The sequence below is a fragment of the Klebsiella sp. HMSC16C06 genome (assembly GCF_001808325.1).
GTDB lineage: Bacteria > Pseudomonadota > Gammaproteobacteria > Enterobacterales > Enterobacteriaceae > Klebsiella > Klebsiella variicola.
Map to the genome: position 1 here is coordinate 105,643 of NZ_KV793024.1, position 25,471 is coordinate 131,113.

Sequence of the window (25,471 nt, forward strand, 5' to 3'; positions counted from 1 at the left end):
TTTTAGCCACGTATCATAAAAAGGTACTTCCATGTCGAGTAAGTTAGTACTGGTTCTGAACTGCGGTAGCTCCTCTCTGAAATTTGCTATCCTTGATGCCGTTAACGGCGACGAATATCTGTCCGGTTTAGCGGAATGCTTCCACCTGCCGGAAGCCCGTATCAAATGGAAAATTGACGGCGGCAAACAAGAAGCTGAATTAGGCGCCGGTGCCGCGCACAGTGAAGCACTGAACTTTATCGTTAACACTATTCTGGCACAAAAACCAGAACTGTCTGCTCAGCTGACCGCAATCGGCCACCGTATCGTACACGGCGGTGAAAAATACACCAGCTCCGTGGTGATCGACGAGTCTGTGATTCAGGGTATTAAAGACGCAGCGTCTTTCGCACCGCTGCACAACCCGGCGCACCTGATCGGCATCGCTGAAGCGCTGAAATCCTTCCCGCATCTGAAAGACAAAAACGTGGCCGTATTCGATACGGCGTTCCACCAGACCATGCCGGAAGAATCCTATCTCTACGCCCTGCCGTACAGCCTGTACAAAGAGCATGGCGTTCGTCGTTACGGCGCGCACGGCACCAGCCACTTCTATGTGACTCAGGAAGCCGCTAAGATCCTGAACAAGCCGGTGGAAGAGCTGAACATCATCACCTGCCACCTCGGCAACGGTGGTTCTGTTTCCGCTATCCGTAACGGTAAATGCGTTGATACCTCTATGGGGCTGACGCCGCTGGAAGGTCTGGTGATGGGTACCCGCTCCGGCGACATCGACCCGGCAATCATCTTCCATCTGCACGACACCCTGGGCATGAGCGTTGACGCGATCAACAAAATGCTGACCAAAGAGTCCGGCCTGCTGGGTCTGACCGAAGTCACCAGCGACTGCCGCTACGTGGAAGACAACTACCAGGAAAAAGCCGACGCTAAACGCGCGATGGATGTCTACTGCCACCGCCTGGCGAAATACATCGGCTCCTACACCGCGCTGATGGACGGTCGTCTCGACGCCGTTATCTTCACCGGCGGTATCGGTGAAAACGCCGCGATGGTGCGTGAACTGTCGCTGGGCAAACTGGGCGTCCTGGGCTTCGAAGTTGACCACGAACGTAACCTGGCTGCCCGTTTCGGCAAGTCTGGCTTCATCAACAAAGAAGGCACCCGTCCTGCCGTGGTTATCCCGACCAACGAAGAACTGGTCATCGCGCAAGACGCCAGCCGTCTGACCGCTTAATTCCACACCGCCAGCCATAACCTTCAATAATTCGAGCTGCAGGAAGGCGGCGACGCAGCAAATCCCCGGTGGCGTACGCCACCGGGGTGAGCAAGTAGAGCCAACGCGCATGCAACTTGAAGTATGACGGGTAGCTGGTGGTGCTGTTTTGTATCCCGCCTGATACTGGCGGTAACGAAAGAGGATATACCGTGTCCCGTACTATCATGTTAATTCCTACCGGTACCAGCGTAGGCCTGACCAGCGTCAGCCTCGGTGTGATCCGTGCTATGGAACGCAAAGGCGTTCGTCTGAGCGTCTTTAAACCAATCGCCCAACCGCGCTCCGGTGGCGATGCGCCAGACCAGACCACCACCATCGTTCGCGCCAGCTCCTCCACGACCACCGCCGCTGAACCGCTGAAGATGAACCACGTTGAATCTCTGCTCTCCAGCAATCAGAAAGATGTGCTGATGGAAGAGATCATCGCCAACTACCACGCGAACACTCAGGATGCGGAAGTAGTACTGGTGGAAGGCCTGGTGCCGACCCGTAAGCATCAGTTCGCGCAGGCGCTGAACTTTGAAATCGCCAAAACGCTGAACGCGGAAATCGTCTTCGTGATGTCGCAGGGCACCGATACGCCAGAGCAGCTGAACGAGCGTATTGAACTGACCCGCAACAGCTTTGGCGGCGCGAAAAACACCAGCATTACCGGCGTTATCGTCAACAAACTGAATGCACCGGTCGACGAGCAGGGCCGTACCCGTCCTGACCTGTCCGAAATCTTCGACGACTCGTCGAAAGCGAAAGTCGTGAAGATCGACCCGGCTCAGCTGCAGAAAGGCAGCTCCCTGCCAGTACTGGGCGCGGTGCCGTGGAGCTTCGATCTGATCGCCACCCGCGCGATCGACATGGCGCATCACCAGAATGCCACCATCATCAACGAAGGCGATATCAACACCCGCCGCGTGAAATCCGTGACCTTCTGCGCGCGCAGCATCCCACACATGCTGGAGCACTTCCGTGCAGGCTCGCTGCTGGTCACCTCGGCAGATCGTCCTGACGTGCTGGTCGCTGCCTGCCTGGCCGCGATGAACGGCGTGGAAATCGGCGCCATCCTGCTGACCGGCGGCTATGAAATGGACGCGCGCATCAGCAAGCTGTGCGAACGTGCCTTCGCCACCGGCCTGCCGGTGTTTATGGTCAATACCAATACCTGGCAGACCTCCCTGAGCCTGCAGAGCTTCAACCTCGAAGTACCGGTTGACGATCACGAGCGCATCGAGAAAGTTCAGGAATACGTGGCCAACTACATCAACGCCGACTGGATCGAATCGCTGACCGCGACCTCCGAGCGCAGCCGCCGTCTCTCCCCGCCAGCCTTCCGCTACCAGCTGACCGAGCTGGCGCGCAAAGCCGGCAAACGCGTTGTCCTGCCGGAAGGCGACGAACCGCGTACCGTGAAAGCCGCCGCTATCTGTGCGGAACGTGGCATCGCCACCTGTGTGCTGCTGGGTAACCCGGATGAGATCAACCGCGTTGCCGCAGCGCAGGGCGTTGAGCTGGGCGCGGGTATCGAAATCGTCGACCCGGAAGTGGTTCGCGAAAGCTACGTGGCTCGCCTGGTCGAACTGCGTAAGAGCAAGGGCATGACCGAAGCCGTCGCTCGCGAGCAGCTGGAAGACAACGTGGTTCTCGGCACCCTGATGCTGGAACAAGACGAAGTCGACGGCCTGGTGTCCGGCGCGGTTCACACCACCGCCAACACCATTCGTCCGCCGCTGCAGCTGATCAAAACCGCACCGGGCAGCTCGCTGGTCTCTTCCGTATTCTTCATGCTGCTGCCGGAACAGGTTTATGTCTACGGCGACTGCGCGATCAACCCGGATCCGACGGCAGAACAGCTGGCGGAAATCGCTATTCAGTCCGCTGACTCCGCCATTGCTTTCGGTATCGAACCGCGCGTAGCGATGCTCTCCTACTCCACCGGTACCTCCGGCGCGGGTAGCGATGTCGAGAAAGTCCGCGAAGCGACCCGTCTGGCGCAGGAGAAACGTCCTGACCTGATGATCGATGGCCCGCTGCAGTACGACGCCGCCGTCATGGCTGACGTGGCGAAATCCAAAGCGCCGAATTCGCCGGTTGCTGGCCGCGCGACCGTTTTCATCTTCCCGGATCTGAACACCGGTAACACCACGTACAAAGCGGTACAGCGCTCTGCCGACCTGATCTCCATCGGGCCGATGCTGCAGGGTATGCGCAAGCCGGTCAACGACCTGTCTCGTGGCGCCCTGGTTGACGATATCGTCTATACCATCGCTCTGACCGCGATCCAGTCAGCTCAGCAGCAGAAGTAATTCCCCGCTGAGATAAAAGCAAAAGGCAGCCAGATGGCTGCCTTTTTTCGTCAGGAGGCGAGCAGCTGTTGCTGCTGCGCGATTGCGGTATTACTCGCCCTCTTCCGCGTCATCATACTCATTACCCGCGTTACGGGTCATCCACAGCGCCAGCGCTTTCAGCGAGTCCGGCGTGAATTCATCGCAGCGGGCGGTGATCTCTTCCGGGGTTAACCAACACACCTCGCTGACCTCTTCTTCCTGCAGCGCAAATGGCCCATGCGAGACGCAGCTGAACAGGCTTCCCCAGACGCGACAGAACTTATCTTCGTAATAAAACTGACCGTGATCGGCAAACGGTACTCCCGCGATGCCTAACTCTTCTTCGGCCTCGCGACGGGCAGACTCCAGCAGTTGCTCATCGGCCTGAACGACGCCGCCGGCGGTCGCATCCAGCATGCCCGGATGAAAGTCTTTTGTCTCGGTGCGTCGCTGCACCAGAATTTTTCCCATTCCGTCGTGAACGACGATATAGGTCGCCCGGTGACGCAGGCACTGCGCGCGCATCTGCTCGCGGCTGGATTGTGCTATCACCTCATTGTTTTCATTAACAATATCGACCCATTCTGTGCTTGCCAAATGATTCTGTTCCGCCATCAGGAAACCTTACTTTGAAAGCGCTCTCGCGGCGCGTCTTTATGATTGAGGGCTAAATTACGGGTAAATTGCGACCTCTGCAATAACCTGATTATCATTGAGTGCTAAAACCTGCAGACGGCCCTGATCCAGCAGCCCATAGCTGGCGGAATATCCCCCTTTCGGGATACTCACTGAGCCAGGATTAAACAGGTAGATCGCACCGCGTTTTTCCGCAACCGGAATATGAGTATGGCCGTAAGCCAGAACATCGCCAGCGTCCAGCGGCGGCAAATTTTCCGGGCTATAAAGATGGCCATGGGTCAGAAACAGGCGGTAGCGTTCGCTGAGCACCTGTTGCCAGGGCGCGGTCATGGGAAAACGAAGTAGCATCTGATCCACTTCGCTGTCGCAATTGCCGCGAACGGCAATAATGCGCTCCGCCACGCTGTTAAGCCGCTCGGCCACCTCCGCCGGCGCATACCCTTCCGGCAGCGCATTGCGTGGCCCGTGATTGAGCACATCGCCGAGAATAATAAGCCACCTGGCGCCGCTTTGCGTGAATCGTTCAAGCACGCGTTCCGTAGCGGGCAGCGAACCGTGAATATCGGAGGCAAACATCAGTTTCATAGATTCCATCTCCACTGGTTACAATGCCACTATGATAGCGGAAGCGCGGCGGGCGATCAGCCTGCGCGTTTGGCGGAAAGCGCGGCGTAACGCTGGATTGAGGCCCGTTGCCACTGAAAAGTCGCATAATCGGCCAGCGTCTCCGGCACCTCATCGCCATTGAGAACCAGACGATTGAGCATCAGCGCCAGGTCGGCGTCGGCAATGGACCATTCGCCAAATAAATTTTGCCCGCCGTGGGCCAGTAGCATGGCGGCGGTGGTAAACAGTTTTTCCGCAGATTGCTTGCCTGCCTCGCTGAGGGCCGGCATTTTCACCCCGCCAAACACCACGGCGGTCGATCGCTCTTCACGAATCGGCACCAGATCGCTGCGCAGCCAGGCCTGGATCTGCCGGGCGCGGGCGCGTTTTTGCAGATCATGCGGGTATATACGCTCCCACTCCGGCGGGGCGAAACGCTCATCCAGATACTCGGTAATCGCCGAGGACTCGCTCAGCGCGAAATCATCAACCTCCAGCAGCGGTACGCGACGGGTGGCGGTATAGCCCGTCCAGCCGGCCTGCAGATGTTCGCCGCGGTTCAGGTCGACGGTTTTAAGGCTAAAAGGCAGGCTCTTTTCCTGCAGGGCGACATAGACAGACATCACATACGGTGAGAAAAAATCGGCATCGGACCACAGGGTAATCACAGGCTGGCTCATGGCTTCCTCAAGGATGGTAGACAGGACAATAAGCCAACATAGCCTGGCTTGCCGGGGATGTCACTGCTCGTCCGCGCGTCAGCATCACGTGGCTGCCTCCAGACCGATGCGCCGCTCGCGGATTTCCACCCGGGTTGCGCAGCTTCACCTATACTCGAACAGTTTGCGACCCACGACGGCGGGAAATATTATGATCGATCTCTACTATGCACCCACCCCAAACGGCCACAAAATCACCCTGTTTCTCGAAGAGGCGCAGCTGGCCTATCGGCTAATTCGGGTCGATATCGGCAAAGGGGAACAGTTTCATCCACAGTTTCTGGCGATTTCGCCGAATAACAAAATCCCGGCGATTGTCGACCATATGCCTGTCGATGGCGGGGCGCCGTTGAGCGTCTTCGAGTCCGGCGCCATCCTGCTCTATCTGGCGGAGAAAAGCGGCAAGCTGCTGAGCGGTGAGCTGCGGGAGCGCTATATTACTCTGCAATGGCTATTCTGGCAGGTCGGCGGTCTTGGGCCGATGCTGGGACAAAATCAGCATTTTGCCCACTCGGCGCCGCAAACGGTGCCCTATGCCATTGAACGTTTTCAGGTGGAAACCCAGCGACTGTACGGGGTTCTCAACCACCGCCTCGAAGCCAGTCCGTGGCTTGGCGGCGACCATTACAGCATCGCCGATATTGCCGCCTGGCCCTGGGTCAACAACCATGTCCGACAGCGTATCGATCTGGCGAACTATCCGGCGGTGCATAACTGGTATGAGCGCATTAAGCAGCGACCGGCGACCATTGAAGCGATGCTAAAAATTCAGCCTTATTAACCCCCTGCTCGCCCGTCGCGCTTTGTTGTATGATTGCAGAACTTACAACACGGAGGAAGCCTGCAATGTCTCAACCAGACGCCATTATTCGTATTAAGAACCTGCGCCTGCGTACTTTTATTGGAATTAAAGAGGAAGAGATCGCCAACCGCCAGGACGTGGTGGTGAATGTGGCGATTCACTATCCCGCCGATAAGGCGCGCGATAGCGAAGACATCAATGATGCGCTGAACTACCGCACCATTACCAAGCGCATCATCAGCCATCTTGAGAATGGCCGTTTCTCGTTGCTGGAAAAATTAACTCAGGATGTGCTGAATATCGCATGCGAACATCACTGGGTCACATATGCTGAAGTGGAGATCGATAAACTTCATGCGCTACGCTATGCCGACTCGGTGTCGATGACCATGAGCTGGCGGCGATAACGATGTCAGGGAGGTGGTATGAAGATCCTGCTTACGGGTGGCACCGGCCTGATTGGCCGACATCTGATACCCCGGTTGCTGGAGCTGGGGCATAGCGTCACGGTTTCCACGCGGCACCCGGATAGCGCCCGCGCCCGCCTCGATCCGCGCGTCACGCTGTGGCGCGATTTCGAAGGCCATCACCACCTCAATGATATGGATGCCGTGATTAATCTGGCAGGTGAGCCCATTGCTGATAAACGCTGGACGGCTGAGCAAAAACAACGCTTGTGCCATAGCCGCTGGGATCTCACTCAGCGGTTGGTGGGCCTGATCCACGCCAGCGACACGCCTCCCTCCGTGCTGATCAGCGGGTCTGCCACCGGCTACTATGGCGATCTCGGCGAGGTGGTGGTGACCGAAGAAGAACCACCGCACAATGAGTTTACCCATAAGCTTTGCGCCCGCTGGGAGCAAATTGCCTGCGAAGCGCAAAGCGAACGTACCCGCGTCTGCCTGCTGCGCACCGGCGTGGTACTGGCCCCGCGGGGCGGTATTCTCGGCAAAATGACGCCCGCCTTTAAGCTCGGCCTCGGTGGGCCTATCGGCAGCGGCAGACAGTATCTGGCCTGGATCCATATCGACGATATGGTTAACGGCATTCTGTGGCTGCTGGATAACGATCTACGCGGTCCGTTCAATATGGTTTCTCCCTACCCGGTGCATAACGAACAGTTCGCCCACGCCTTGGGTCATGCGCTCAATCGACCAGCCATTTTCCGCGTTCCTGCCGCTGCTATTCGCCTGCTGATGGGTGAGTCTGCCGTCCTGGTGCTCGGTGGCCAGCGCGCGCTGCCTAAGCGTCTGGAAGCCGCTGGATTCGCCTTCCGCTGGTACGATCTGGACGAAGCGCTAAAGGATGTGCTGAGTTAATGGCTGACACAGGGGAGCATTGGCTCCCCTGATTCCATTCTGCTGGCTCATGCTCCACGCCTGGATGGCCTCCCCCTGGCGCTGCAGCATCGCCATATTCAGGACAACCAGCGCCCTTAATCGCCTGAATTCACCGCCAGCCGGCCGGTTCGCCGGTGTTACCTGGCAAAGCAAAGTGCTAAGGTAGGCTTTTCTTTCTGCGTATTGACTGCTTTATGACAACCATCACCACACCACGCCTTTCACTTACCCGCTTTGTTACCGATGACTGGCCCTTTTTTCTGCGCCTGCGCCAGGATCCGCTGGTGATGCGTTTTATGGGGGAAGTGTTAAGCGAGACGGCGCTACGCAGCGTGTTTGCCAGCCGCTGTGCCGATCCCGGGGTGTTTGTTTTACGTGATAAACGCGGCGACGCGCTGGGCGATATTGGGCTACGCATCAGTCCGAAAAATCCGCACGAGGCTGACGTAGGCTACGCCCTGTTACCGCAGGCTCAGGGAAGAGGCTATGCCAGCGAAGCGCTGCGCGCGATCTGCGATTATGGTTTCAGCACGCTGGGGGTGCAGGCCATCAATGCCTGGGTGCTGAGTGAAAATCATGGCTCATCGCGCCTGCTGGAGAAGCAAGGCTTTGTGCGCACCCAGGTGCTGGAGAAAGCCTATCATCTGAACGGCATCGATTACGATGACTGGATCTATCGGCTGGAGCGGGAAGCTCACCCGACGCCTACAGACGCCGGGTGAGCCGGTTATTTCAGCGACCCTTTCAGAAACTGCTGCAGGCGCGGGCTTTTCGGCGCGCCAAACAGCGCGTCCGGATGCCCTTCTTCTTCAATTTTGCCCTGATGCAGGAAAATAACATGCGAAGAGACGTGGCGGGCAAAGCCCATTTCGTGGGTCACCACCACCATGGTTTTTCCCTCTTCCGCCAGCTGCTGCATGATACGCAACACTTCGCCCACCAGTTCCGGATCCAGAGCGGACGTTGGCTCATCAAACAGCAGCACTTCCGGCTCCATCGCCAGCGCGCGGGCAATCGAGACACGCTGCTGCTGGCCGCCGGAGAGATGCACCGGGTATTTCGCCTGCTGACGTTCGTCAATCCCGACCTTGGCCAGGTATTTTACCGCGCGATCGCGCGCTTCCTGTTTGCTTAAGCCCAGCACCTGAATCGGCGCCTCCATGACGTTCTCCAGCACCGTCATATGGCTCCACAGATTGAAATGCTGGAACACCATGGTCAGGCGGGTGCGCAGCAGGCGCAGCTGGTTCTTATCAGCCACCTTCAGCTGGCCGTCCTTATCCCGCACCAGGCCAATATTCTGGCCACTGACGACGATCGTGCCTTCGCTCGGTTTTTCAAGGAAGTTAATGCAGCGCAAAAAGGTACTTTTTCCGGAACCCGATGAACCGATGATACTGATAACATCCCCGGCTTTCGCCTGCAGGGAGACGCCCTTCAGCACCTCGTGTTCCCCATAGCGTTTGTGCAGATCGATAACGTTTAATTTATTGTCGGACATGGCGTTCTCAATGCGTCGAAGAAGGTTTGATATGCTGCAACCAGCGCTTTTCCGCTTTACGGAACAAGCTAATCAGCACATACGAGATAATTAAATAGAGCACCGCGGCGATGCCAAAGGCGGTGAACGGCTGATAGGTCGCGGAGTTAATATCGCGAGCGATTTTCAGCAGATCCGGCACCGTAGCGGTAAACGCCAGCGCGGTGGAGTGCAGCATCAGGATCACTTCGTTACTGTAGGCCGGTAGCGCAATGCGCAGCGCGGAAGGCAGAATAATGCAGCGGTACAGTTTGACGGACGAGAAGCCGTAGGCCCGTGCCGCTTCAATTTCTCCGGCGGGTACTGAGCGGATCGCCCCGGCGAAAATTTCAGTGGTATAGGCGCAGGTATTCAGGGTTAACGCCAGCACCGTGCAGTTTAGCCCGCTGCGGAAAAAAGCGTTCAGCAGCTCCGTGCCTTTGACGATTTCCAGGGTATACATGCCGGAGTAAAAAACCAGCAGTTGTACATACAGCGGCGTGCCGCGAAAGATGTAAGTGAACAACCAGATGGGGAACTGGATAAATTTATTGCTCGAGACGCGGCCAATGGCCAGAAACACCGCCAGAATGCCGCCCATCACCACCGAAGAGATCAGCAACCATAAGGTAATCGCCACGCCGGTAAAGCGATAGCCGTCGGTCCACAGCAGTGATTTCCAGTACTCCTGAATAATTTCAATCACAGGTCAGCCCTCTTCACGCCAACGGTATAGCGGCGTTCGAGCAGCAGCAGTACGCCATTAGAAAGGGTGGTAAACACCAGATAAATCAGGCCGCAGACGATGGCGAAATAGAACGGCTGCCAGGTGCTTTTCCCGGCCAGCTGCGTGGCTTTGACCACATCCTCCAGCCCCAGCAGCGAGACCAGCGCCGTTGCCTTGAGAATAACCTGCCAGTTGTTGCCGATCCCCGGCAGCGCGTAGCGCATCATCGCCGGGAACAGAATACGCCGGAACGTCTGCCCGCCGCTAAAGCCAAAGGCGGTAGCCGCTTCGATATGCCCCTTCGGCACCGCAAGGTAGGCGCCGCGGAAAGTTTCCGTAAAATAGGCGCCATAGATAAAGCCGAGGGTAATAATCCCGGCGATCATCGGATCGATATCAAACTGCGCCATGCCCAGCGCATCGGTGACGCTGTTCAGCGCAATCTGCAGGCCATAGAAAATCAGCAGCATCAGCACCAGATCGGGCACGCCGCGAATCAGTGTGGTATAGCCTTCAAATACCAGCGCCAGAGGACGGTTGCTCGATAACTTTGCGCCAGCGCCCGCCAGCCCTATCAGGACGGCGAGAACGACCGAGCTGAGCGCAAGCTCCAGGGTGACGAGCGCACCCTGCAAAATAACCTGTGAAAACCCATACAGCATGCTGCCTACCCTGTCTGTCATTCACCATTGCGCGCGAAACGCACGCAATGGCGAGGCGTGAGAATTATTCGCCGTATACGTTAAAATCGAAGTATTTTTTCGCCAGTTTGTCGTAGGTGCCGTCCTTACGCATCTCTGCAAACGCCTTATTCAGCGCTTCACGCAGTTCGTTGTCTTCCTTACGCAGCCCCATACCGGTACCGACGCCGAACAGCTTCTCGTCTTTAATCGATGGTCCGCCAAACTGGTAATCTTTACCGATAGGCTGTTTCAGGAACCCTTCACTGGCCGCGACCTCATCCTGGAACGCGGCGTCGATACGGCCGGCGGTCAGGTCGGAATAGATATTGTCCTGCCCCTGATAGGAGACAATTTCGATACCTTTCGGCGCCCAGTGCTCATTGCCATAGGTTTCCTGAGTCGTCCCCTGCAGCACACCCACGCGCTTACCCTTCAGGGTGGCGAGATCCGGCGTTACCGGGCTGCCTTTTTTCACCACCAGACGCGAATCTGCCGCGTACAGCTTGTCAGTGAAGGCAATTTCCTGCTGGCGCTTTTCGGTAATCGACAGCGAAGACATAATCGCGTCGATTTTCTTCGCTTTTAAGGAGGGGATCAGTGCATCCAGCGGGTTTTCAACAAAGGTACATTGGGTATTAATACGCTTACACAGCTCTTTTGCCAGATCGATATCAAAACCCACCAATTCCCCCTGCGCATTCTTCGATTCGAAGGGGGCATAAGTCGGATCGGTGCCAATACGAATTTTTTGCGGAATGGCGGCAAAGACTGTGGAAACGCTGGAAAGGGCCAGCGCTAAAGAGAGAGACAACGCCAGTTTTTTCATAACTATCCTCGACAGACTGTCATTCTAACGGGTTTATTAGAACTATTTACGCCAGTTATCGTGCCATTATTCGCCCCTTGAGGGCAAAGATTTATGCACCAGAAAGGCCGATTTTTTGCATCAGAAACGCTTAACTATGCATTTTTTAGCCAAAAAACTGGCTGCTTTTGCACTGAAATGATCCACAGCGTTTTTTGTTGCACCGTTCTGGGGCAGGATCACGAGTATGGCGTCAGGCCCACACTATCGTGCGGGCCTGCAGCAGTCTTAGTCGCCGTACACGTTAAAATCGAAGTATTTCTTCGCCATTTTGTCGTAGGTGCCGTCTTTACGTATCTCGCCCAGCGCTTTATCAAACGCGGCTTTCAGTTCGACGTCGTCCTTACGCAGACCGATACCGGTACCATCGCCAAAGTACTTTTTATCTTTCACCGACGGGCCGGCGAAGGCGAAATCTTTCCCGGCAGGCTGTTTCAGGAAGCCTTCGCTGGCGGCGACTTCATCCTGCAGCGCCGCATCCAGACGGCCAGCAGCGAGGTCTGAATAAATCAGATCCTGGTTCTGGTAGGCCACCACGTCAACGCCCTGGCTGCGCCAGCGGTCATTGGCATAGGCTTCCTGAGTAGAACCTTGCAGCACCCCGACGTGCTTGCCTTTCAGCGCCTCCAGCGTCGGCTGGATCGGCGACCCTTTGGCGGCGATCAGACGCGAGTCAGCGGCATAAAGCTTGTCAGAGAAAGCGATCTCTTGCTGACGCTTCTCGGTAATGGAGAGCGAAGAGATGATGGCGTCAATTTTCTTCGCCTTGAGGGAGGGGATCAGGGAGTCAAAATCACTGCCGACCCAGGTACATTTCACCTTAATTCGGGAGCACAGCTCATTGCCTAAATCGATATCAAAACCAACAAAGTCCCCTTTTGCGTCTTTCGACGAAAATGGCGCATAGGTCGCGTCAGTGCCAATGCGAATGCTCTGCGGCAGAGCAGCAAACACGCTGGCTGTGCTGCTCATTCCCACGAGTAAAGAGAGAGCCAGAATCGTCTTCTTCATACAGTACCCTTAAGTGTCGTGTCGTGATGTGGTGCGTTGCTTGTTATGGTGATTGCCGATCAATCCTGCAGTTTTTGTGCCATCTTCCCGATGCGTGCCGGGAACAGGGTTAAATTTGTTAAAATAAAGTTGCAGGATTGTCTTGGAAGGGAAGATACCAGCATTACTGGCGAAACCGCAGTGCCTCAGCGCAAAAAGACGAAATAAATGTCGAGGATTTGATCGGGACGACAAATTTGCACCACTGCGGCGCAAGCGTACATTGACTGCACTTATTTAGTGCAGTCCTGTGCCCCCTGCCAGCGAGTAAACAAGTCTTGAGACAGGCTAATATCGAACTGATCGAGCACCCGGTTGACGGTTTGGTTGATGACATCATCCAGGCTTTGCGGCCGATGATAAAAGGCCGGCACCGGCGGCATTATCACCGCCCCGAGCTCCGCGGCCTGAACCAGCAGTCGCAGATGGCCGAGATGGAACGGGGTCTCCCGCACGCAGAGCACCAGCGGACGACGCTCCTTCAGCACAACATCGGCCGCCCGCGTCAATAGGCCATCCGTATAGCTATGGACAATACCCGAGAGTGTTTTCATTGAGCAGGGTAAAATCACCATCCCGGCGGTTTTAAACGAACCGGAAGAGATACTGGCGGCGATATCGCGGGCGTCATGCACCACATCGGCCAGCGCCTGCACGTCGCGCACGCTGAAGTCGGTCTCGAGGGCCAGCGTTTGCCGTGCCGCCTGGCTGAGGATCAGATGGGTCTCAATCTCCGGCACATCCCGCAACACCTGCAGCATCCGCACGCCATAGATAGCGCCGCTGGCGCCAGAAATGCCAATAATCAGTCGTTTCACGTTCTGTTACCCCTTGCGCGTGTGCCGCAGACTTTGCCGGATTATAGCCTGTGGCGCAACTATTGATGCGCAGTTGAGGGGCGAAAAAAAGCCCGCCGTCCCTCAGGAGCGGCGGGCCGCGACGCGCGAACGGGTTAACCCTCGTTGTGCATCTCGAGGTTTTCGACTTCGTTCTGCAGCTGGACCGCTTTGGCATCATCGTTACGCAGGGAGTCAAGATAGTCGAGGTACTGCTGGTCGACATCCCGGGTCACATATACGCCGTTGAACACCGAGCATTCAAACTGCTGAATATCCGGGTTCTCCGCGCGCACCGCGTCGATCAGATCGTTGAGATCCTGGAAAATCAGGCCATCGGCGCCGATGATCTGGCGGATCTCATCCACTTCGCGGCCATGGGCGATCAGTTCGTTGGCGGTCGGCATATCGATACCGTACACGTTCGGGAAACGAATTTCCGGCGCAGCGGAGGCCAGATACACTTTTTTCGCCCCCGCTTCGCGCGCCATCTCAATGATCTGCTCCGAGGTGGTGCCGCGTACAATGGAATCATCGACCAGCAGCACGTTCTTATCGCGGAATTCCGCACGGTTGGCGTTGAGCTTACGACGAACAGATTTACGACGCAGCTGCTGACCGGGCATGATAAACGTCCGGCCGACGTAGCGGTTCTTCACAAAGCCCTGACGATAAGGTTTGTCGAGAATGCGGGCGATTTCCAGCGCGATGTCGCAGGAGGTCTCCGGGATCGGGATAACGACGTCAATATCCAGATCTTCCCACTCGCGGGCAATCTTTTCGCCCAGCTTAGTCCCCATGTTGACGCGGGCGCTGTAGACGGAAATTTTGTCAATAAACGAGTCCGGACGGGCAAAATAGACGTACTCGAACAAGCATGGGTTGCTGACCGGATTATCGGCACACTGACGGGTATACAGCTGGCCTTTCTCAGTAATATAGACCGCTTCGCCCGGCGCGACATCGCGCAGGAATTCAAAACCAAGCGTATCAAGCGCCACGCTTTCCGAGGCCACCATATACTCAGTGCGACCGTCGCCAACGTCACGTTTACCCAGCACCAGCGGACGAATGCCGTTAGGGTCGCGGAAGGCCACCATGCCATGACCGATGATCATCGCGACGCACGCGTACGCGCCGCGGATCAGGCGGTTGGTCGCCGCAATCGCAGCGAAGATGTTGTCCGCTTCCAGCGGGTAGTGACGGAAGTTATCCAGCTCACTGGCGAAAATATTGAGGAGGATTTCGGAATCAGAGGTGGTATTGATATGGCGGCGTTTTTCTTCAAACAGCTTTTTACGCAGCTCGTGCGCATTGGTCAGGTTGCCGTTATGCGCCAATGTGATGCCATACGGCGAGTTAACGTAAAACGGCTGCGCCTCGGAGGCGCTGGAGCTGCCCGCCGTAGGATAACGCACGTGGCCAATACCCATATTGCCCTGCATACGCTGCATGTGGCGGGCTTCGAATACGTCGCTTACCAGCCCGTTAGCCTTACGCAACCGGAAGCAGTTGTTGGCATCAATGGTGATGATGCCAGCGGCATCCTGTCCACGGTGCTGGAGCACCGTTAGCGCATCATAAATCGACTGGTTAACCGGCATAACACCGGCGATACCGACAATACCGCACATACGTCTTTTCCTCGTTCAGCAACGACCCAAAGTCTATACTTTAGGCAAGAAACTTGACGAGCTTTGCAGGTATTCAAAAAACCATCTGATGACGGGGGTAAAATAGGGAATAAACTGCGACTGATGCCAGTCATCGCTCTTCGCCATTCCGGTAAAGGTGTCCAGGAAGAACAAGATAGCGGCGATGATCAGCACCCCACGTAGCGCGCCGAAGCAGATCCCCAATACCCTGTCGGTTCCTGACAAACCGGTCTTCTCCACCAGCTGGCCTATCACATAGTTCACGATAGCGCCAACGATGAGCGTCACGATAAACAGCGCCGCAATAGCAATCCCATTTCGAACCCGTTCATCCTCAAAGCCCGTAAACCAGACAGACAGGTCAGCGTAGTAATGGCTGGCGACATAAAACGCGCAACCCCACGTCACTAACGATAAAGCTTCGCGAACAAAGCCGCGGATCAGGCTGACCAGGCAAGAAAGACCCAGCACCGCCATAATGGCGTAATCAATCCAGACCATATACGTCCCACGATTTACGCCCTGTCGTCCAGTTCGGGGCGCATTCTAACAGAAAAAGAAAACGTTTGCGTAGGGATTTCCATGCCCTACAGAAATAAAAATGGCGCTGAAAAAACATTCAACGCCAGACTGCCTTTCGCCTCTTGAGGGCGGCTGAGACAGGGTTTGCGGGGCGTTTCTCCCCGCCACGTTCTCTCCGCATGGCGGAAAAAACAATCAGTTTGGGGTGAAGCCCATCACGACCCCGCTAAGCCCGGAGATCTGCTGTAGATCGCCCAGCTGGCCTTTCAGCTTGTCTTTTGACGCATCCGGGCCGACGAGGATGCGGGTAATTTTACCCTGTACCGGCGTCGAAGGCGACGTATAGACTTTGAAACCCGAGGCCCGCAGTTTACCCACAATCTCATTCACCTTATCGGCGTTCTTCAACGCGCCCAGCTGAACCACATAGGCTTTCCCGGTCGGCGCCGGCAGGGCCGCCTGCTGCTGCGGTGGCTGTTGCTGCTGTGGCTTAGCCGGCGGCGGCGTTGGCGTCGCGGCCTGCTGTTGCGGCTGCGGCTGTGGTTTCGGCTGCGGCTTGGGCTGCGGTTTCGCGGCCACCACCGGCTCCTGAACGTCATCGAAGCTGTTGCTGTTCACCGGAATACGCGATGGATCTAACGATGGCGCGGCGGCATCGCCCGCCCGCACCTCTTCCGCCGCCCCTTCCGGCGGTTGCGAAGGCAACGCCTGGGTCGCCGCTGGCAACATATCCGGTTCATCGCGATCGCCCGGTTTCGGCACCAGCGGGATCGCGGCAAACTCATCCTGGTAATGCTTTTTCTGCCCGTCCAGCAGCCCTGGCAGGATAATCACCCCCAGCGCCACCAGCACGATTGTCCCGACTAAACGGTTCTGAAACTTACTCGCCACCGATTCTCCCCGCGTCTATCTCTTCCATAACCTGCGCTACGGTGTGAAACGAACCACACACCAGCACGGTATCTTCCACTTTAGCGTCAGCCATGGCCGCATGCCACGCCTGCGCCACGCTGGTATAGACTGTGCCGCCACGCAAATGTTCCACCAGCTGCTCCGCCGTCGCGCCGCGCGGGCCTTCCAGCGGCGCGCAGTACCAGGCGTCGACTTCCGGGGCCAGATTGGCCAGCGTACCGGCAATGTCCTTATCATGCAGCATACCAATAACCGCCAGCACGCGTCCCGTTTTCGCTAACGTTTTGAGACGCCCGGCGAGATAGGCCGCCGCGTGCGGGTTATGCGCTACATCGAGGATCACCCGCGGGGCATCGCTGATTATCTGAAAACGGCCCGGCAGCATCGCGTCGCGGATCCCATCGCGGAGGATGGCGTCATCCACGGCAAGCCCGCTGGCGCGCAGCGCCGCCACGGCCGTCGCCGCATTCGGCAACGGCACCTGAGGCAACGGCAGGCGGCTTAACGCCCCGGCCGCGTCGCGGAAGGACCAAGTCTCGTCCTCCACCTCATAGCACCAGTCGACGCCGCGGCGCTGGAGCAGCGCGCCCTTCTCGCTGGCCACGTCGGCAATGGTGTGCGGCATATCCGGCTCACCCACCACCGCCGGTTTACCGGCGCGAAAGATACCCGCTTTTTCCCGGCCGATACTTTCGCGATCCGGCCCCAGCCAGTCGGTATGATCGAGGGCGATGCTGGTGACCACCGCGACGTCGGCATCTACGATATTGGTGGCGTCGAGACGGCCACCCAGCCCGACCTCAAGGATCACCACATCCAGCTGCGCCTGCTTAAACAGCCATAGCGCCGAGAGCGTGCCGTACTCAAAATAGGTCAACGAGATGTCACCGCGCGCGGCTTCGATTTCAGCAAACGAGGCCGTATGCGCGGCCTCCGGCAGTTCCGCTCCCTGAATGCGCACGCGTTCGGTGTAGCGCACCAGATGCGGGGAGCTGTAGACCCCCACTTTATAGCCGGCCGCCATCAGGACGGTTTCCAGCGTGCGGCAGGTGGTGCCTTTGCCATTGGTGCCCGCGACGGTAAAAACAAATGGCGCCGGTTTAACGATATCCATCTGCCCGGCGACCTCGCTGACGCGCGCCAGCCCCAGGTCGATGGTTTTACTGTGCAGATGTTCCAGATAAGAAAGCCACGTAGCCAGGGGCGACGTGGCCTGAGGAATAGGATCTTTTTCCATGATGCCCGTAAGAATTGACGGTTAACGCGTATGAATAAAAAAGGGCAGCGCCGCCAGGCCCTGCCCTCTGCTTTATCAGGCCTCAGGTTCCTGATCCGGTGCCGGCGGCACCACCACGCCTTCATGAGGCGCTTCCGAAACGGCAACCGGCGCCGGCAGGTTCATCAGCTTCGCCAGAATGCTGGCCAGCTTGAGACGCATTTCCGGGCGGCGAACGATCATATCGATCGCCCCTTTTTCAATCAGAAACTCGCTGCGCTGGAATCCCGGCGGCAGCTTCTCGCGTACGGTCTGCTCAATTACGCGAGGACCGGCAAAGCCGATCAGCGCTTTCGGCTCGGCAATGTTCAGATCGCCCAGCATCGCAAAGCTCGCCGATACGCCGCCCATGGTCGGGTCGGTCAGCACGGAGATGTACGGCAGCCCGCGCTCCTGCATTTTCGCCAGTGCGGCGGAGGTTTTCGCCATCTGCATCAGCGACATCAGCGCTTCCTGCATACGGGCGCCGCCGGAGGCGGAGAAGCAGATCAGCGGGCAGTTGTCTTCCAGCGCCTGCTCCACGGCGCGCACAAAGCGTGCGCCGACGACGGAACCCATCGAGCCCCCCATAAAGGAGAACTCAAAGGCGGCGGCAACCACCGGCATCGCGTAGAGCGTACCTTTCATTACCACCAGCGCGTCTTTCTCGCCCGTCTCTTTCTGAGCGGACGCCAGGCGGTCTTTGTATTTTTTTGAATCGCGGAACTTCAGCACATCTTTTGGCTCAAGTTCGCTACCCAGTTCTACCAGAGAACCTTCATCCAACAGGCTATGCAGGCGATTACGCGCCGACATGCGCATATGGTGATCGCACTTAGGACAAACCTCCAGGTTGCGCTCCAGCTCGGCGCGGTAGAGTACCTGACCGCAGCTATCGCACTTGGTCCATACACCCTCAGGAATGCTCGCCTTGCGGGTGGGAGTGATGTTGCTTTTAATTCGTTCAATCCAGCTCATTGATAACCTTTCTGCCTGAACCTGGTCGATGCCAGTTTTGTCGTAAGGGGCGCATAATGCCATTTTTGCCTCTTACAGACCATGAATGTTGCACATTAAATCATATCATCCCGGAACATGGGATAAAAAAGTGGTCAAACCGCTGCGCGCGACGATCATGCTCGGTCACGCGCAGCGCAGGGCGAACTACTTCGCCTGCTTTGACGCCGCCCGCTTATGGCGGATGATCTCAATCACACCCGGCAGGACGGAGAGGACGATGATCGCCACGATCAGCAGCTTCAGGTTCTCCTGCACCACCGGCAGATCGCCAAACAGATAGCCGGCGTAGGTGAACAGCAGCACCCACAGCAGCGCCCCGACCACGTTATAGGCTGCAAAATGACGATAGGACATATGCCCCATTCCCGCCACAAACGGCGCGAAGGTTCGGACTATCGGCACAAAGCGCGCCAGGATAATGGTTTTTCCGCCGTGACGTTCATAGAAGCTATGGGTTTTATCCAGATAGCTACGACGGAAAATCTTCGAGTTCGGATTACTAAACAGCTTCTCGCCGAACAGTCGGCCAATGGTGTAGTTGACCGCATCGCCGACGATGGCTGCGATGACCATCAGCAGTACCATCAGGTGAACATTGAGATCGTTCGTCGGCAGCGCCGAGAGCGCGCCCGCGACGAACAGCAAGGAATCGCCCGGCAGGAATGGCGTCACCACCAGCCCGGTTTCGCAGAACAGAATCAAAAACAGAATGGCATAAACCCAGACGCCGTACTGGGCAACCAGTTCGGCAAGGTGCACATCAATATGCAGGATGAAATCAATTAAAAAGTGAATCAAGTCCATGTTTGTCTTTACCCTTAATGACTCTATTAGTCCGCCAGAAACAGCGGGCCCATTGGCAGCACCGGTAAATCATAGTGGGCCGGGTAATCCACCGACACCAGATACAACCCTTCCGCTTTTGCCGTTGCCGCAGCGAGCGTCCTGTCTTTTGCTGCCAGCAGTTCTGCCATCCAGCTCTCTGGCTGGTTTCCGGCCCCGACTTCCATCAGGCTGCCCACAATATTCCTGACCATATGATGTACAAAGGCATTCGCTTTGATATCCACCACCACATACGCGCCGTAGCGGGTAACGTTAATATGCATCACATTCCGCCACGGGGTACGCGACTGGCACTGTACCGCGCGAAACGAGGTAAAGTCATTCTCGCCCAGCAGACACTGCGCAGCGCGCTGCATGCGCTCGGCGTCGAGCGGCTGGTGAAAATGCGTCACGCCATGACTTAGCACCGCCGGGCGCAGGCGATGATTATAGATGACGTAGCGATAACGGCGCGCCGTAGCGCTGAACCTGGCGTGAAAGTCCGCTGGCACATGTTTAACCCAACGCACCGCGATGTCACCAGGTAAATTCGCATTTACCCCCAGCGTCCAGGCGGCATCTTTACGCTGCGCCCGGGTTTCGAAATGCACCACCTGGCCGGTGCCATGGACACCGGCGTCGGTGCGGCCAGCGCAAAAGACGGTAATCGGTTCGTTCGCCACCTGCGAGAGCGCCTTTTCCAGCTTCTCCTGCACACTGCGCACTTCGTTTTGCCGTTGCCAGCCGTAATATTTGCTACCGTCGTACTCGATGCCCAGCGCGATTTTAAAGATCGGCTGTTGTTCCATCTCAGACATCAGTACAGGTACTCCTCAATCAGCTTCTCGGCGATTTTCACCGCCATCAGCGCCCCGCCGAAGCGCACGTTATCCGCGACGGACCAGAACTGAATCTGCTCCGGCATGCCGTAATCGTTATGCACGCAGCCGATGGAGAGACGAGCGTTGCCGGAGGCATCGCCAACCTGGGTCGGGAATTCTCCCTCTTCAGAAAGTTCGATATCCTCGCCGCGGGTAAAGGCGTCACGCGCCTCTTCCGCCGCCAGCGGACGCATCGCTTCAAAGTTCACCATCTGCGCATGGCCGTAGAAGACCGGCGACTGGACCACGTTGGCGGAGATCATCAGCCCGTCATCCTGAAGAATTTTGCGCGCTTCATCGACGATACGGCGCTCTTCGCGCACGCTACCTTCCCGATCCGGCAGCAGCGGCAGCATGTTGAACGCCAGCTGGCGGCCAAAGAAATCGTCTTCATCGATGGGGATGCCGTTCAGCAGCTTGGCGCTCTGCCCTGCCAGCGCATCCACCGCTTTTTTCCCCTGCCCCGAGGCGGAGAGCAGGTTGGTGACACTGATCCGCGACAGCCCGCCCTGGTCGATAAGCGGCTTGAGCGCCGTCAGCAGCTGGCTGGTCAGGCTATTGGGCACGGCAATCAGATTGCGGTTGCGGTAATCGCCTAACACGAACGGATTCACGTCCGGCACCACCAGCGGTACGTCTGGCTCCAGCGCAAACAGGCCGCTGAGATCGATAACCAGACACCCGGCGTTGGTGGCGTCTTCAATATACGCCGCGCTGGCTTCGACGCCGGCGGCGAAGAAAGCCAACTGGGCCTGGGTCCAGTCAAACTCGGCAGCGTCTTTGACGATCACTGACTTGCCACCAAAACGCAGATGTTCGCCCGCGCTTTCATTGCGCGCCAGAGCAAAAATCTCCCCCACCGGGAACTGGCGTTCAGCAAGAGTTTCGAGCAGGGCTTCGCCTACGGCGCCCGTTGCGCCCAGTACGGCAATATTCCAGCCTTCAGACATGGTGGTTTACTCCAGAAATAAAGCGGCCCTGCCGGAGTATCCGGCAGGGGCATTAAGAAGACATTAACGAACAGGATGATGCACAGCGTTAAAACCGAGCTGGCGCAATAGCGTCGCCGCCTGCGCATCGCTGCACTGTACGTACAGCGAAGACCATTCGCGGCGTTCCTGATAGTTTTTACGCAGCTTGTCAAATTCACCGGCGACGCCGGCCACCTTCCGCAGCGGCGCATCATCGCGGCGCACATCATACACCAAGTGGACCAGTCTTTTTAGCGTCGGCTGATCGAGCGGGCCATGCAGGGTGATGCGACCAAATTCCGGCGCTGGCAACAGGGTATCCAGCGCCACCTGCTGCGGATGGCCGATAAAGGCGCTGTAGGCTTCAAAAACCTGCGTTGTCCCGCGCGCTTTCCCTTCGAGGGTGTAGCCGGCGATATGCGCGGTACCGATATCCACTCGCTTAAGAAGCTCTACGTTAAGATCCGGCTCCGGCTCCCAGACGTCCAGCACTACGCTCAGCGGCTGTCCAGCTTCCAGCCGTTTCAGCAGCGCAGCGTTATCTACCACCGGTCCGCGGCAGGCGTTGATCAAAATCGTTCCTGGCTTCAGACGGCTAATCAGCGACTCATCCGCCAGATGCAGGGTTTTATATGGCCCTTCTTTATACAGTGGGGTATGGAAGGTGAGAATATCAGCTTCCTGAACCAGCGCATCGAGGGAGCGGAAATCGCCTTCGTCTCCGCGATCGGCGCGCGGCGGATCGCAGAGCAGCGTTTTGATCCCCAGCGCTTCCAGCCGTTTTTGCAGTCGTCCACCGACGTTGCCGACGCCAACGATCCCGACGGTACGATCGCGCAGCGCGAAACCATCGCGTTCGGCCAACATCAGTAGCGATGAAAAGACATACTCCACCACCGCAATGGCGTTGCAGCCGGGCGCCGCGGAGAAACCAATCCCTGCCTGCTGCAGCCACGCCTGATCGACGTGATCGGTGCCAGCGGTAGCGGTGCCGACGAACTTAACGGCCTTACCGGAGAGCAATGCTTCATTGACCCGGGTGACCGAGCGTACCATTAAGGCATCCGCATCGGTCAGGGCCTCAGCCGGGACCGGACGCCCCGGAACCGCTTGCACATCGCCTAAACGGCTAAAAAGCTCACGGGCATAGGGCATATTTTCATCAACGAGGATTTTCACAGTTCAGTACCTGTCTGAGAACGAGAGTTAACCGGGGAAGTGTGCCATAATCTGGCCGCCAGGCATACTCATCACCTGGTTCCAGCACTGCGATATCGAAAGGATGAATCATGACGCACCCCCTTGCAGATATGCCAGACCGCCCTCCGGGGCGAGGTCCATCAGGCACTGCCGCCACCGGCGAACCTTCGCTTTCCATGCAGCAACGCACCGTCCTGGAGCGACTGATCACGCGCCTGGTGGCGCTGACCTCGCAGCAGAATGCGGAAGTGTGGGCCTGCGTCAAGCATGATCTCGGACTGAAAGGCGACACGCCGCTGCTGGCCTGCCATTTCAGCGCCGCGGAGGCCAGTCTCAACCAGCGCTTAGCCGCCGCTCAGGATAATCATCATCATCGCCAGACGCTGGCGCAGCTCAGCGATCTGCTGGGTCAGGGCAATAACCGTCAGGCGGTCAGCGATTATATTCGTCAACATTATGGGCAAACGGCGCTGCATGCGCTAAGCCAGCCGCAGCTGGAGAACATTCTGCACCTGCTGCAGCGCGGCCAGCTATCGATCCCGCAGCCGCAGCAGCGCCCGCCGACCCTGCGCCCGCTGTTGCCGGCCGAGCACAACACGCTCAATCAGCTGGTGACTAAGCTGGCGGCTGCCACCGGCGAACCGAGCAAACTGATTTGGCAATCCATGCTGGAACTTTGCGGCGTCAAATCCGGAGAGCTTATCCCGGCGACGCACTTCACGCCGCTTTCATACTGGCTGCAGGCGCGGCAAACGCTGAGTGCGCAAAGCGCGCCCACGCTCACCTCGCTGCAGGGTGCGCTCAAGCAGCCGCTGGAGGCCGCAGAATGGCAAAAGATTGTCGACTTTGCTCGTCGTAGCTGGCAGGTCACCCCGCAGACGACGCTGAGCCCAGCGCAGATCCTGGCGCTGTTGAATAAGGTGTTTGTGCTGCGGGTAGCCCGCGCCCAGGAGACTCTGGCCATCCCGCAGGAAAAGCCCGCGCCGAAACGAGCGTGGGCCGCTAAGCCGTGGCAGCTGGCGCTGGGCGGTGTGCTGATCCTGCTCCTCCTGCTTTGGCTCCTGCTGTAGCCCACACCGTAGGAAAGCGCGCCCGCCTCATGCGGGCGCCCGTTAAGTGATTTGCCGGTTACCACCACACCTCGGCCTGAACGCCAACCATAAACTCATCTTTGCTGTCGTCGTTGAACGCAAACTGCGACAACTGGTTATCGAGAATATTGATATACGTACCATAAAAGCGAATTTCAGGACGTGACCCCAGCAGGCTCGGCCCAACCTTCAGCGCATGGTACAGCGTCGTTTTATACGCTGACTCCTGCAGATCGTCGCCCTGACGGGTGTTGTTTTTCTGGGTAAACCACCCCAGCTCGACCCCGGTCTGGTTCCAGGTGTCCCATATCCACGCCGGGCGGATCACCGCGCGCAGGCTGTCGAAATCGCTGTGCGCTCCGCTTTCATAGCTATACACATCATTGCCATGGGCCCACACCAGCGAATTGGCCATGATAATGCGATCGGCGAGATACATTTCCCCCTGCGAGATCAGACGCCAGGCCACGCCGTTGGTATGATCGCCATAGTAATAGCGTCCGCTGGCCATGGAGTTACTGGCGCCGGAGAAGTTGGCGAAACTGCTGGCGTACGAGTTGTTCGCCACCTGCAGCGTAAATTCGTTAAAGCCCTTGCGCTCCAGCTCCTGACGAATAATGGCGGTGGCCATCCAGGTATCTTTGAACCGGAAGTAGCTGTTGTTATCCTCGTTTCTCTCCTGCTCGTCATTTTTATTCGCGAACGCATATTTGCCCATTAGCGACAGAGACCCCGACTGCCACAGGGGAATATTGCGATAGCGCAGGTCGACTGAGTTGGTGTTCATCTGGGTGGTTTGCGTAAAATCACGAGAATATACGTCGACGTCGTTCCGGCTGACGGACGCATCCAGCTGGCCACCCCCCAGCGCCCAGTTCTGGATCCCGACCCCGGCCGCAACGTCGGTGGTCAGTGACTTCCAGTCCAGCATCTGAATTTCATACTCGGGCAGTTTATGTTTGCCGACCCAGAAATCCGCCTCTGGCGCGAACGGCAGGAAGCCTTTGGTGGTCAGGTAAATATCACTAAACTGCAAAATGCTGTCGGTATCCTGGCCAGCAAACCAGGCGTCGTTATACTGCTCGCCGACGTTACCGTCGTACGTCACAACGGCATTCGCCGTTTTGCCATCCTGGTTATAGACCCGCTGATTCAACGTTAAGTCGAACCAGCCACTCATTTCATTACCGAAACGACCCAGCGAGCCGGGGGCGTAGGTCTGCGACGATCCGTGATTTGATGTTCCCCAGCCGGAACGGAAGTACCCCTGGTAGCTAAAGCCAATATCATCTTTAACAAATTTACTGATGTCCTTCAGGGTGACGCTTTCCAGTTTCGGCTTCTGGCCTTCGGTATCAATAACCGCCACCTGCTGAGTGGCTTTCACCTGCACCGGAGCCGCCTTTTTACTCAGTTCATTATTTTCATTGGCTATATTTTCCGCCACCGGCGACGTTGTTGTCGGATAACCCGTCGTGACATGACGTTTTTCATTCTCCTTAATACTTTTTTGTAATTCGGCCACCTTACCTTTATAGGTCGATAATTGTGATTGCGTTTTTTGTAGCTCTTTTTTATTCGCCGACAGTTCAGACTCCAGTAATTCCAGACGCTGTTCAATGGTTAATTTAGCCGCCATCACATCACTTGTCGAAATAGCCAGCAGTACCGATAAAGACAATAAGCTCACCTTCAATTGACTTGAATACATAGGGTACCTTTACATATTGTTATAATTGGCCTTCAGCCAGAACGGCTG

The 25,471-nt window shown here is 57.1% G+C and carries 28 protein-coding genes; 8 read left to right on the forward strand and 20 right to left on the reverse strand.

The window, feature by feature from the left end; translation table 11 throughout:
- The first annotated feature begins 31 nt into the window (after positions 1–31).
- Both ackA and pta read left to right on the forward strand, forming a co-directional pair.
- On the forward strand, positions 32–1,234 hold the full coding sequence (gene ackA / locus HMPREF3142_RS24795; protein ID WP_008803940.1) for an acetate kinase: 1,203 nt from the start codon (positions 32–34) through the stop codon (positions 1,232–1,234).
- Positions 1,235–1,425: 191 nt separating this feature from the next.
- Entirely contained in the window at positions 1,426–3,573 is a 2,148-nt protein-coding gene (pta, locus tag HMPREF3142_RS24800; RefSeq protein WP_070612833.1) for a phosphate acetyltransferase, read from the forward strand.
- A 90-nt stretch (positions 3,574–3,663) separates the two neighbouring features.
- Here pta and yfcD read toward each other — a convergent pair whose 3' ends face one another.
- Genes yfcD through yfcF form a run of 3 tightly spaced genes read right to left on the reverse strand, consistent with a single transcriptional unit; the run spans position 3,664 to position 5,519 of the window.
- Complete coding sequence (gene yfcD, locus HMPREF3142_RS24805; protein ID WP_012540981.1) at positions 3,664–4,209, reverse strand: NUDIX hydrolase YfcD; 546 nt, start codon at positions 4,207–4,209, stop codon at positions 3,664–3,666.
- Between the two features lie 57 nt (positions 4,210–4,266).
- The gene (gene yfcE, locus HMPREF3142_RS24810) at positions 4,267–4,818 is read right to left on the reverse strand and encodes a phosphodiesterase (protein WP_043876250.1); all 552 of its coding nucleotides are present in this window, start codon (positions 4,816–4,818) and stop codon (positions 4,267–4,269) included.
- Between the two features lie 56 nt (positions 4,819–4,874).
- Entirely contained in the window at positions 4,875–5,519 is a 645-nt protein-coding gene (gene yfcF / locus HMPREF3142_RS24815) for a glutathione transferase (protein WP_016161591.1), read from the reverse strand.
- A 190-nt stretch (positions 5,520–5,709) separates the two neighbouring features.
- Here yfcF and yfcG point away from each other — a divergent pair, with 190 nt between their 5' ends.
- The 3 genes from yfcG to HMPREF3142_RS24830 all read left to right on the forward strand — a co-directional run bounded on the left by yfcG (position 5,710) and on the right by HMPREF3142_RS24830 (position 7,679).
- Positions 5,710–6,339: a GSH-dependent disulfide bond oxidoreductase gene (gene yfcG, locus HMPREF3142_RS24820; RefSeq protein WP_012967506.1), complete on the forward strand. Its 630-nt coding sequence runs from the start codon at positions 5,710–5,712 to the stop codon at positions 6,337–6,339.
- Between the two features lie 65 nt (positions 6,340–6,404).
- A complete protein-coding gene (gene folX / locus HMPREF3142_RS24825) occupies positions 6,405–6,767 on the forward strand; it encodes a dihydroneopterin triphosphate 2'-epimerase (RefSeq protein ID WP_002913200.1) in 363 nt (120 codons plus the stop codon).
- A gap of 18 nt (positions 6,768–6,785) precedes the next feature.
- Positions 6,786–7,679 (forward strand): TIGR01777 family oxidoreductase, encoded by an 894-nt coding sequence (locus tag HMPREF3142_RS24830; RefSeq protein WP_070612835.1) that lies wholly within the window; start codon positions 6,786–6,788, stop codon positions 7,677–7,679.
- On the opposite strand, the gene HMPREF3142_RS29610 is transcribed toward HMPREF3142_RS24830, so the two are convergent.
- Positions 7,659–7,775 carry a hypothetical protein gene (locus HMPREF3142_RS29610; RefSeq protein ID WP_004217247.1) on the reverse strand — a complete coding sequence of 39 codons (117 nt, stop codon included), beginning with the start codon at positions 7,773–7,775 and terminating at the stop codon, positions 7,659–7,661. The genes HMPREF3142_RS24830 and HMPREF3142_RS29610 overlap by 21 nt on opposite strands.
- A 119-nt stretch (positions 7,776–7,894) precedes the next feature.
- Here HMPREF3142_RS29610 and HMPREF3142_RS24835 point away from each other — a divergent pair, with 119 nt between their 5' ends.
- Positions 7,895–8,422 (forward strand): GNAT family N-acetyltransferase, encoded by a 528-nt coding sequence (locus HMPREF3142_RS24835; protein WP_008803932.1) that lies wholly within the window; start codon positions 7,895–7,897, stop codon positions 8,420–8,422.
- Between the two features lie 5 nt (positions 8,423–8,427).
- Here HMPREF3142_RS24835 and hisP read toward each other — a convergent pair whose 3' ends face one another.
- The 5 genes from hisP to argT all read right to left on the reverse strand — a co-directional run bounded on the left by hisP (position 8,428) and on the right by argT (position 12,505).
- On the reverse strand, positions 8,428–9,201 hold the full coding sequence (hisP, locus tag HMPREF3142_RS24840) for a histidine ABC transporter ATP-binding protein HisP (protein WP_008803931.1): 774 nt from the start codon (positions 9,199–9,201) through the stop codon (positions 8,428–8,430).
- 7 nt (positions 9,202–9,208) lie between these two features.
- Entirely contained in the window at positions 9,209–9,925 is a 717-nt protein-coding gene (hisM, locus tag HMPREF3142_RS24845) for a histidine ABC transporter permease HisM (protein ID WP_002913207.1), read from the reverse strand.
- Positions 9,922–10,608, reverse strand: a complete 687-nt coding sequence (locus tag HMPREF3142_RS24850) for a histidine ABC transporter permease HisQ (RefSeq protein ID WP_004201769.1) — start codon at positions 10,606–10,608, stop codon at positions 9,922–9,924. The genes hisM and HMPREF3142_RS24850 overlap by 4 nt, the downstream gene beginning before the upstream one ends.
- Before the next feature lie 64 nt (positions 10,609–10,672).
- Entirely contained in the window at positions 10,673–11,455 is a 783-nt protein-coding gene (gene hisJ, locus HMPREF3142_RS24855; RefSeq protein WP_002913209.1) for a histidine ABC transporter substrate-binding protein HisJ, read from the reverse strand.
- Between the two features lie 267 nt (positions 11,456–11,722).
- The gene (gene argT, locus HMPREF3142_RS24860; protein ID WP_008803930.1) at positions 11,723–12,505 is read right to left on the reverse strand and encodes a lysine/arginine/ornithine ABC transporter substrate-binding protein ArgT; all 783 of its coding nucleotides are present in this window, start codon (positions 12,503–12,505) and stop codon (positions 11,723–11,725) included.
- Between the two features lie 45 nt (positions 12,506–12,550).
- Between argT and HMPREF3142_RS29615 the strand changes: the two genes are divergently transcribed.
- Positions 12,551–12,712: a hypothetical protein gene (locus tag HMPREF3142_RS29615; RefSeq protein ID WP_163595256.1), complete on the forward strand. Its 162-nt coding sequence runs from the start codon at positions 12,551–12,553 to the stop codon at positions 12,710–12,712.
- A 65-nt stretch (positions 12,713–12,777) separates the two neighbouring features.
- On the opposite strand, the gene HMPREF3142_RS24865 is transcribed toward HMPREF3142_RS29615, so the two are convergent.
- The 10 genes from HMPREF3142_RS24865 to pdxB form a co-directional block, all read right to left on the reverse strand.
- Positions 12,778–13,362 (reverse strand): UbiX family flavin prenyltransferase, encoded by a 585-nt coding sequence (locus HMPREF3142_RS24865; RefSeq protein ID WP_008803929.1) that lies wholly within the window; start codon positions 13,360–13,362, stop codon positions 12,778–12,780.
- A gap of 134 nt (positions 13,363–13,496) precedes the next feature.
- Positions 13,497–15,014 (reverse strand): amidophosphoribosyltransferase, encoded by a 1,518-nt coding sequence (gene purF, locus HMPREF3142_RS24870; RefSeq protein ID WP_002913213.1) that lies wholly within the window; start codon positions 15,012–15,014, stop codon positions 13,497–13,499.
- Between the two features lie 33 nt (positions 15,015–15,047).
- Positions 15,048–15,536, reverse strand: a complete 489-nt coding sequence (gene cvpA / locus HMPREF3142_RS24875; RefSeq protein ID WP_002913214.1) for a colicin V production protein — start codon at positions 15,534–15,536, stop codon at positions 15,048–15,050.
- Between the two features lie 216 nt (positions 15,537–15,752).
- Entirely contained in the window at positions 15,753–16,448 is a 696-nt protein-coding gene (dedD, locus tag HMPREF3142_RS24880; RefSeq protein WP_008803928.1) for a cell division protein DedD, read from the reverse strand.
- The gene (gene folC / locus HMPREF3142_RS24885) at positions 16,438–17,706 is read right to left on the reverse strand and encodes a bifunctional tetrahydrofolate synthase/dihydrofolate synthase (RefSeq protein WP_012540972.1); all 1,269 of its coding nucleotides are present in this window, start codon (positions 17,704–17,706) and stop codon (positions 16,438–16,440) included. The genes dedD and folC overlap by 11 nt, the downstream gene beginning before the upstream one ends.
- A 75-nt stretch (positions 17,707–17,781) precedes the next feature.
- Positions 17,782–18,702 (reverse strand): acetyl-CoA carboxylase, carboxyltransferase subunit beta, encoded by a 921-nt coding sequence (gene accD, locus HMPREF3142_RS24890; protein ID WP_002913220.1) that lies wholly within the window; start codon positions 18,700–18,702, stop codon positions 17,782–17,784.
- A gap of 186 nt (positions 18,703–18,888) precedes the next feature.
- Entirely contained in the window at positions 18,889–19,548 is a 660-nt protein-coding gene (locus HMPREF3142_RS24895) for a DedA family protein (RefSeq protein ID WP_008803926.1), read from the reverse strand.
- Positions 19,549–19,574: 26 nt separating this feature from the next.
- Positions 19,575–20,387 (reverse strand): tRNA pseudouridine(38-40) synthase TruA, encoded by an 813-nt coding sequence (gene truA / locus HMPREF3142_RS24900; protein ID WP_008803925.1) that lies wholly within the window; start codon positions 20,385–20,387, stop codon positions 19,575–19,577.
- Entirely contained in the window at positions 20,387–21,400 is a 1,014-nt protein-coding gene (locus tag HMPREF3142_RS24905) for an aspartate-semialdehyde dehydrogenase (protein ID WP_012967501.1), read from the reverse strand. The genes truA and HMPREF3142_RS24905 overlap by 1 nt, the downstream gene beginning before the upstream one ends.
- 63 nt (positions 21,401–21,463) lie before the next feature.
- Positions 21,464–22,600: a 4-phosphoerythronate dehydrogenase PdxB gene (pdxB, locus tag HMPREF3142_RS24910; RefSeq protein ID WP_063266736.1), complete on the reverse strand. Its 1,137-nt coding sequence runs from the start codon at positions 22,598–22,600 to the stop codon at positions 21,464–21,466.
- 110 nt (positions 22,601–22,710) lie between these two features.
- On the opposite strand from pdxB, the gene flk reads away from it, so the two are divergent.
- Positions 22,711–23,691 (forward strand): flagella biosynthesis regulator Flk, encoded by a 981-nt coding sequence (flk, locus tag HMPREF3142_RS24915; RefSeq protein ID WP_048271941.1) that lies wholly within the window; start codon positions 22,711–22,713, stop codon positions 23,689–23,691.
- A 58-nt stretch (positions 23,692–23,749) separates the two neighbouring features.
- Here the strand turns inward: flk and HMPREF3142_RS24920 are convergent, their stop codons facing one another.
- Complete coding sequence (locus tag HMPREF3142_RS24920; protein WP_046621451.1) at positions 23,750–25,423, reverse strand: carbohydrate porin; 1,674 nt, start codon at positions 25,421–25,423, stop codon at positions 23,750–23,752.
- Between the last annotated feature and the right edge of the window lie 48 nt (positions 25,424–25,471).

Bases quoted from the DNA above. Each gene is read 5' to 3' on its own strand.
- ackA (WP_008803940.1), top strand. From the start codon at position 32: ATGTCGAGTAAGTTAGTACTGGTTCTGAACTGCGGTAGCTCCTCTCTG.
- yfcD (WP_012540981.1), bottom strand. From the start codon at position 4,209: ATGGCGGAACAGAATCATTTGGCAAGCACAGAATGGGTCGATATTGTT.
- yfcE (WP_043876250.1), bottom strand. From the start codon at position 4,818: ATGAAACTGATGTTTGCCTCCGATATTCACGGTTCGCTGCCCGCTACG.
- yfcF (WP_016161591.1), bottom strand. From the start codon at position 5,519: ATGAGCCAGCCTGTGATTACCCTGTGGTCCGATGCCGATTTTTTCTCA.
- yfcG (WP_012967506.1), top strand. From the start codon at position 5,710: ATGATCGATCTCTACTATGCACCCACCCCAAACGGCCACAAAATCACC.
- folX (WP_002913200.1), top strand. From the start codon at position 6,405: ATGTCTCAACCAGACGCCATTATTCGTATTAAGAACCTGCGCCTGCGT.
- HMPREF3142_RS24830 (WP_070612835.1), top strand. From the start codon at position 6,786: ATGAAGATCCTGCTTACGGGTGGCACCGGCCTGATTGGCCGACATCTG.
- HMPREF3142_RS29610 (WP_004217247.1), bottom strand. From the start codon at position 7,775: ATGGCGATGCTGCAGCGCCAGGGGGAGGCCATCCAGGCGTGGAGCATG.
- HMPREF3142_RS24835 (WP_008803932.1), top strand. From the start codon at position 7,895: ATGACAACCATCACCACACCACGCCTTTCACTTACCCGCTTTGTTACC.
- hisP (WP_008803931.1), bottom strand. From the start codon at position 9,201: ATGTCCGACAATAAATTAAACGTTATCGATCTGCACAAACGCTATGGG.
- HMPREF3142_RS24850 (WP_004201769.1), bottom strand. From the start codon at position 10,608: ATGCTGTATGGGTTTTCACAGGTTATTTTGCAGGGTGCGCTCGTCACC.
- hisJ (WP_002913209.1), bottom strand. From the start codon at position 11,455: ATGAAAAAACTGGCGTTGTCTCTCTCTTTAGCGCTGGCCCTTTCCAGC.
- argT (WP_008803930.1), bottom strand. From the start codon at position 12,505: ATGAAGAAGACGATTCTGGCTCTCTCTTTACTCGTGGGAATGAGCAGC.
- HMPREF3142_RS29615 (WP_163595256.1), top strand. From the start codon at position 12,551: ATGGTGATTGCCGATCAATCCTGCAGTTTTTGTGCCATCTTCCCGATG.
- purF (WP_002913213.1), bottom strand. From the start codon at position 15,014: ATGTGCGGTATTGTCGGTATCGCCGGTGTTATGCCGGTTAACCAGTCG.
- cvpA (WP_002913214.1), bottom strand. From the start codon at position 15,536: ATGGTCTGGATTGATTACGCCATTATGGCGGTGCTGGGTCTTTCTTGC.
- folC (WP_012540972.1), bottom strand. From the start codon at position 17,706: ATGGAAAAAGATCCTATTCCTCAGGCCACGTCGCCCCTGGCTACGTGG.
- accD (WP_002913220.1), bottom strand. From the start codon at position 18,702: ATGAGCTGGATTGAACGAATTAAAAGCAACATCACTCCCACCCGCAAG.
- HMPREF3142_RS24895 (WP_008803926.1), bottom strand. From the start codon at position 19,548: ATGGACTTGATTCACTTTTTAATTGATTTCATCCTGCATATTGATGTG.
- truA (WP_008803925.1), bottom strand. From the start codon at position 20,387: ATGTCTGAGATGGAACAACAGCCGATCTTTAAAATCGCGCTGGGCATC.
- HMPREF3142_RS24905 (WP_012967501.1), bottom strand. From the start codon at position 21,400: ATGTCTGAAGGCTGGAATATTGCCGTACTGGGCGCAACGGGCGCCGTA.
- flk (WP_048271941.1), top strand. From the start codon at position 22,711: ATGACGCACCCCCTTGCAGATATGCCAGACCGCCCTCCGGGGCGAGGT.
- HMPREF3142_RS24920 (WP_046621451.1), bottom strand. From the start codon at position 25,423: ATGTATTCAAGTCAATTGAAGGTGAGCTTATTGTCTTTATCGGTACTG.